The sequence below is a fragment of the Caldivirga sp. UBA161 genome, assembly GCF_002506515.1.
Classification (GTDB): domain Archaea; phylum Thermoproteota; class Thermoprotei; order Thermoproteales; family Thermocladiaceae; genus Caldivirga.
Genome location: NZ_DAXS01000006.1, coordinates 13,250 through 19,020, shown reverse-complemented (window position 1 = coordinate 19,020; position 5,771 = coordinate 13,250). Strand labels below are relative to the sequence as shown.

General features: G+C 41.8%; 7 protein-coding genes. 4 read left to right on the top strand and 3 right to left on the bottom strand.

All coding sequences use genetic code 11. The features are described from left to right. Nucleotides 1-124: 124 nt before the first annotated feature. On the top strand, nt 125-502 hold the full coding sequence (locus BP896_RS00660) for a HEPN domain-containing protein (RefSeq protein ID WP_291764631.1): 378 nt from the start codon (nt 125-127) through the stop codon (nt 500-502). A 1-nt stretch (nt 503) separates the two neighbouring features. After that, on the top strand, nt 504-821 hold the full coding sequence (locus BP896_RS00655; protein WP_291764629.1) for a nucleotidyltransferase domain-containing protein: 318 nt from the start codon (nt 504-506) through the stop codon (nt 819-821). Nucleotides 822-988: 167 nt separating this feature from the next. Here BP896_RS00655 and BP896_RS00650 read toward each other — a convergent pair whose 3' ends face one another. Continuing rightward, nucleotides 989-2,317 carry a glycerate kinase type-2 family protein gene (locus BP896_RS00650; protein WP_291764627.1) on the bottom strand — a complete coding sequence of 443 codons (1,329 nt, stop codon included), beginning with the start codon at nt 2,315-2,317 and terminating at the stop codon, nt 989-991. 175 nt (nt 2,318-2,492) lie between these two features. On the opposite strand from BP896_RS00650, the gene BP896_RS00645 reads away from it, so the two are divergent. Both BP896_RS00645 and BP896_RS00640 read left to right on the top strand, forming a co-directional pair. Next, nucleotides 2,493-3,254 carry a metallophosphoesterase family protein gene (locus BP896_RS00645; RefSeq protein ID WP_291764625.1) on the top strand — a complete coding sequence of 254 codons (762 nt, stop codon included), beginning with the start codon at nt 2,493-2,495 and terminating at the stop codon, nt 3,252-3,254. Between the two features lie 25 nt (nt 3,255-3,279). Next, nucleotides 3,280-3,975: a uracil-DNA glycosylase gene (locus BP896_RS00640; RefSeq protein WP_291764623.1), complete on the top strand. Its 696-nt coding sequence runs from the start codon at nt 3,280-3,282 to the stop codon at nt 3,973-3,975. Here BP896_RS00640 and BP896_RS00635 read toward each other — a convergent pair. Further along, nucleotides 3,941-4,282: a Rieske (2Fe-2S) protein gene (locus BP896_RS00635; protein WP_291764621.1), complete on the bottom strand. Its 342-nt coding sequence runs from the start codon at nt 4,280-4,282 to the stop codon at nt 3,941-3,943. The two genes, BP896_RS00640 and BP896_RS00635, sit on opposite strands and share 35 nt — an antisense overlap. Nucleotides 4,283-4,379: 97 nt before the next feature. Then, nucleotides 4,380-5,738 (bottom strand): YeeE/YedE thiosulfate transporter family protein, encoded by a 1,359-nt coding sequence (locus BP896_RS00630; RefSeq protein WP_414633172.1) that lies wholly within the window; start codon nt 5,736-5,738, stop codon nt 4,380-4,382. Nucleotides 5,739-5,771: the final 33 nt, after the last annotated feature.

Here is a 5,771-nt window from a genome sequence, read left to right as displayed (position 1 = left end):
TAAAACCACTCCCAGGCGAACGGTTAGCTGAGTGGTTTTCAATTACTGACGCTTTAATTTGAGAACCCCATATTTGATTGAGAAGGGGGAAATTTAAGAACCATGAATTAACTATATTTTACATATGAGTTTAGAGGAGGCTGAGGTGCTTAGGGAGAGGGCTGAGGCTTTTCTTAGGAATGCTAAGAATCTAATGAGGGAAGGGGAGTACGATTTAGCGGCGTTTAACATGGAGCAGTACTGCCAATTAATACTTAAGTATAAGCTACTCATTAAGACTGGTACGTATCCGCGTACATACTCATTAATAAGGCTTATTAGGGAATTAGCGAAGGTAACTAAGGATGCTGAGCGATTAATAGATGATATAATAATGATTACTAAAATAGAGGACTCATACATAGGCTCTAGGTACTTGCCGAGGAGGTATGAGAGAGCTGAGGTTGAGGTTATGCTTAAATATATTGAGGAGAAGTTTAAACCGATTGTGGATGAGCTTTGAATTGTACATTGAAGAGGGTAAGAGGGCATTAGAAGCTATGAATAATTACATGGAGGTAGCCGAGAGAATTAAGAAACTTATCAGTAAATCAGTGAGTGGCGCTAGGGTTCTTGTGTTTGGTTCAGTGGTTAGGGGAAAATATACGGCGGCAAGCGATATTGATATACTCATAATTGCTAATGTAAGTAAGGAGGCTGCAGATGCCCTTAAGGCAAGGATATATGGTGAGATTGATGCTCCAGTTGAAATTCATGTTGTAACTCAGGAGCAGTATGAGAGGTGGTATAGGAGGTTCATTGATAATGCTGTGGAAGTATGATTATATATGGTTATTACTAATCTCAAGATAAGCGTAAGTAGCTAAGTACTGTACTGAATTTAATTACAGTAGGATGAAATGCTAATGATCTAGTGGCGAATTATTGATAATTTAGCCAAGAACATGAGCACCTAATGCTGTTTATTAAGTTAAAAAGAGGTGGGCCTTCAAGTGTGTTGTATCTTGGGATTAATTAATATGGCTATTACCGTGTTAACTTGAGTTCCCGTTGGACCTGTTATAATGGCGTCGTTTAATGCCTTAAATAGAGTGTACGTGTCATTTCTACTTAACGCATCATCTATACTTAAGCCCATGCTCATTGCCCTTGATTCAGTGGTGTAGTCTGCGTATGCACCTGCGGCATCAGTATTGCCATCAATACCATCAGTGGCTAAGGCTAGTAAGGCCACTGGGCCCTCTTTGCTCACTGATTTAGCGAATGATGCTGCAAGCTCCATTGTCCTACCACCTTTACCATTACCCCTAACGGTAACAGTGGGTTCCCCACCAACTAATATTACACCCCTCTTAAGCGGTAGGCTGTTCTTTAATGAGTCAAGGGCTATTGAGGCTAATGCCCTTCCAACCTCACGGGCTTCACCCTCAAGCCTGGAGGTTAATATTATTGACTTAACGCCAAGTTCACTGAGCCTCATTCTTAGGTTCTTAAGCACATTAATATTAGCTAATATTACCTTATTCATAACCCTAAGCCTCTTTGGGGTTTCTGGTATAAGACCCATTACCCCATCCTCAAGGAATACCTTAACCTTATTCGGTAAATTACCCCAGATTCCCCTTGCCTTAAGGAAGCTTACGGCATTGGTGAAGCTTGATTTATCTGGTACTGTTGGGCCGCTTGCTATTAATGATGGATCATCACTAGGCACATCACTAACATATAATCCAATAACCATAATACCCCTCCTAGTGAAGTATTGAGCTAATTGCCCACCCTTAATCATTGATACATGCTTACGCACAGTATTAATCTCACTAATGCTCATTCCTGAATTAAGCATTAGCTTATTCAACTCTATTAAGTCATCGATGGTTAATGGTGGCTTAGGCAGCTCAACTAATGCACTCCCACCACCGCTGATTAGGAATAGGACTAAGTCGCCCCTACTTAGGGTCCTTGATAATTCAATAATCTCCTCAGCAGCCTTAATGCTCAAATTACTTGGTAGTGGGTGTGTTGATTCAATAACCTCAACATTACTTGATCTAGGCTTCACCCAACCCTTAGGTATTACTGCTATCGACCTAACCGCATTCATTGAGGCTAATGCACCATCAATGAGCCTTGGTGCAGCCTTACCAATAGCAACCACGGCAACATCCTTCACATTAAATCCCTTACCGCAAACCTCAATGCGGTTACTCACCCACTTAATACAATTCTTAACTACCGGAGCTGGGTCTGAGAGCGTAATGATTTGATTAACTAGCTTAAATGCAAAATCCCTAAGCTCACCGGGTTCAGTTTGCATGAGTTAAGTGGCTAATGTATTCTTTAAATTACTGTAGCTTCACTGCGGCATTCAGTAAAGTTTACTTAACTGCATCATTAAAGCCATTGATGAATCCATGGCAATGCATGCAGCCTAACACTCTGGTATTAAACAGGGCAGAAGTATTAATTAACCTCAACCTAATATTATGCCTGTGAGGATACTTGCAACCTCTGATGTTCATTCACCTAAGCATTTAAGTGAATTCAGGGAGAGCCTAGTGAATATTAATCATATTGACTTAGCTTTATTGGCTGGGGATATGGTTGATGGGGGTAAGGTTGAGTACTATAGCGTTATAATTAATTTACTGAGGGATAAGGCTAACACCATAGTGGCTGTACCAGGTAATGAGGAGTATGATGATAGGTTAAGAGCCCTGAAGGGAGCGAGCGGCTTAATCCTACTGAATGATGAAGTACTCACCGTTAATGGGATTAAGGTTATTGGATCAAGGGGCGTGTTGGATAAGCCAACTAAGTGGCAGGAGAGGAATATTAAGGGTATTGATGAGTTATATAGAAGGAGGCTGAGTTGGTTAATTAATGAAATTAAGATTACTAATGAAGCCATCCTACTAACTCACTATGCACCATCCTATGCAACACTGGAGGGTGAGAATGAGTACAATTACCCACTCCTGGGTACTAGAAGGCTTGATGAAGTATTATCAAGTAGTAAAATACTTGCAATACACGGCCATGCACATCGTTCAAGAACCAGATGCGTGAAGCTAGGCAGCTCAATAATAGTTAACGTGGCCTTTGAGAACGTTAATTCACCATTCATAATAGATTACAGTAATGGTGAAGTTAATGTAATTGAACCAGAAGGATACAGCAGGTGTAAGGAAATTAATGCGCGTGGTAAGGCCATTACCTCTAAGGCCACTGGCCTTGATGAGTGGCTTAAGTAGGTTAATAAGGTGATTTAGGTTGAAAATGAGCATTAATGCACATTACCATGACTTTATAAGGAACCTAATAAACTGTAGGGCTTGTGAAAGGTTAGTGAAGTATAGGGAAACCGTACCGCCATTACCTAGGTTTAGTAATGATGAATACTGGAGGAAACCAGTACCACCATGGGGTAATTTAGTCAATCCAAGAATAATGATAGTTGGCTTAGCTCCAGCTGCCCATGGCGGTAATAGGACAGGTAGAATGTTTACTGGTGATGCCAGTGCTCAATTCCTCTTCAGGGCCCTTCATGAATGTGGGTTATCTAATAATCCCTTTAGCATCAGTAGAGATGATGGTACTGAGGTTAAGTGCGTTTACATTACGTCAGTTGTTAAATGCGCACCGCCAGATAATAAACCAACCTTAGGTGAAGTTAAGACTTGCGTAGCCAAGTGGCTAATTAATGAAATCGCCATGGTTAAGCCTAAGGCAATAGTGGTGCTTGGTGAAATCGCCTGGAGGGGCGTATCCATAGCTCTTGGTTTGCATAGGAGTTTTAAGCATGGGGAGATTATTATGGTTAATGGCATTGCAGTTTACATGAGTTATCACCCAAGTCCAAGGAATACTAATACTGGTAGATTAAAGTTAAGTGACTTAGTTAACATACTATGTGCAGCCGCTAAATATGCTGGCTGCGCTACTCCTCAATCTCAAGGAAGCCCTCAGCTGTAACATTAACCTTATAAGTCTTTAAAGGAACCTTAATGTTCATATACTCACACGGAGCTTCAGGCCTAACTGTAGGCTTCTCAATCATTTCACCAGTCCTAACATCATACTTAGCTAAGTGGGCTGGGCATGTGGCTACGTAACCATTAACATCAGTGAGTAGGGCACAGCCCATGTGGGCGCATACTGCATCCATGCCGTATAACTTATCCCCGTACTTAACTATTAGGATGGGCTTATTATTAACCCAAGCTATTACTGAATTCCTCCTTTCAAACACCTTAACAAGTATATTTACTCTCATTCCCATGATCCCAGCTAAGACTAATGCACTTAAAAGGATTTCCCTTAAGGTAAGTGATTAAAGAACAAGGGTTTTTAAACTAAATTTAAGGTATTGCTAGATTTCACTGAGCGTAGCCCCAGGCGTTTATCTTTAGCTTTAGTACGTATCTTAGGGTTAGCATGCTTCCAATCATTACCATTACTAGGAATAATGCACTGGATACCGCCATCTGAATATCACCACTTAAAATATGCCCACTGGCGCACCCATTAGCCATACGTGCACCGAATAGGACTAGGTATGCTCCGAAGAATGAACCTAGGAACCTCTTCCAAGTTGCCTCACCAAATCTATGAGCCCAAACCCTCGGTATCTGCTGCTTGAAGCCCATGAACCTCCTTGATATGAATAGTGATGAGATTAAGCCGCCTATGAATGTGCTTAAGTCAGTTATTGGCTCCCAGCCTATTTCACTGAAGGGCTTATTCACAGGTATGCCGTTAATGATGTGCATTCCACCGAATAATTGGAAGTATGGGTTAGATGCAGCCCAATATGGGTTAACTAAGTATGATAATTGAGCACCAATCCATGAGTATGTTGTTGATTCGCCAAATATCTGGTGCAGTATTATCACTGCAACAGCCTCAATGGTGAAGGCTGCTCCAAGAACTAATATGAACCTAGCATTCCTCACACTACTTTCATTAATTAACTCAACAAGGAACCTATTCTGCTTGGGGTACTTGGCTAAGTCATCATTCATCATATCGCTAAACCTAACCACAGTCTCCTTACCAACACCAGCAATGTGGAATCCACAAGCCTGCTTAATGGGCTCCTTAGGGTACCTTGGTAAGAATAGGAATACGAGGAGCAATAGTATGCCAAACACTATTGAACCGGCGAACATTCCAACTTTATCACTGAAGGGTATGCCAAATAAGTTAGGCCAGGTTATGGGACCGAAGTTTAAGGTATCCCACAGTGGGCCTCTAGCCCATCCAAATATCATTGACCAAGTAAAGGCACCAAGTAAACCACCAACCACGGCATATAATGCATCCCTCCTACCCTGCCCAAGGGCAATCCACACTGTACCTGGGAAGTAGCCGGCCAAGCCAACGCCAATACCAAAGAGTAACCCTCCAAGGACTACACCACCTATGAATAGGTCTTTAATGCCGAAGTTAGGGTGAGTGAATAAGTTTAGGCCATATAGTAGTATTGCACCAAGGCCTATTGCAAACCCGAAGCATGCAACTAGGAATCTGTCCTGAAGCGCCATAACTCTGAATAATGTGTCTGGATCTGAGAAGTTCCAGAGCTCAAGTGGGATGGCTAGTGGTAATGCTGCGAAGATACCAAGCCATAGGGGTGCCTTTGTTTCATGCAGGGCAACCTGCATGTATATGCCTCCAAAGAGCATTATTAGGGCTAAAACCAGTAGTATCCAACTTGCTATTGAAACTACTCTCATATCCCTTTTATACTCAGACTGTAACTCCACCTA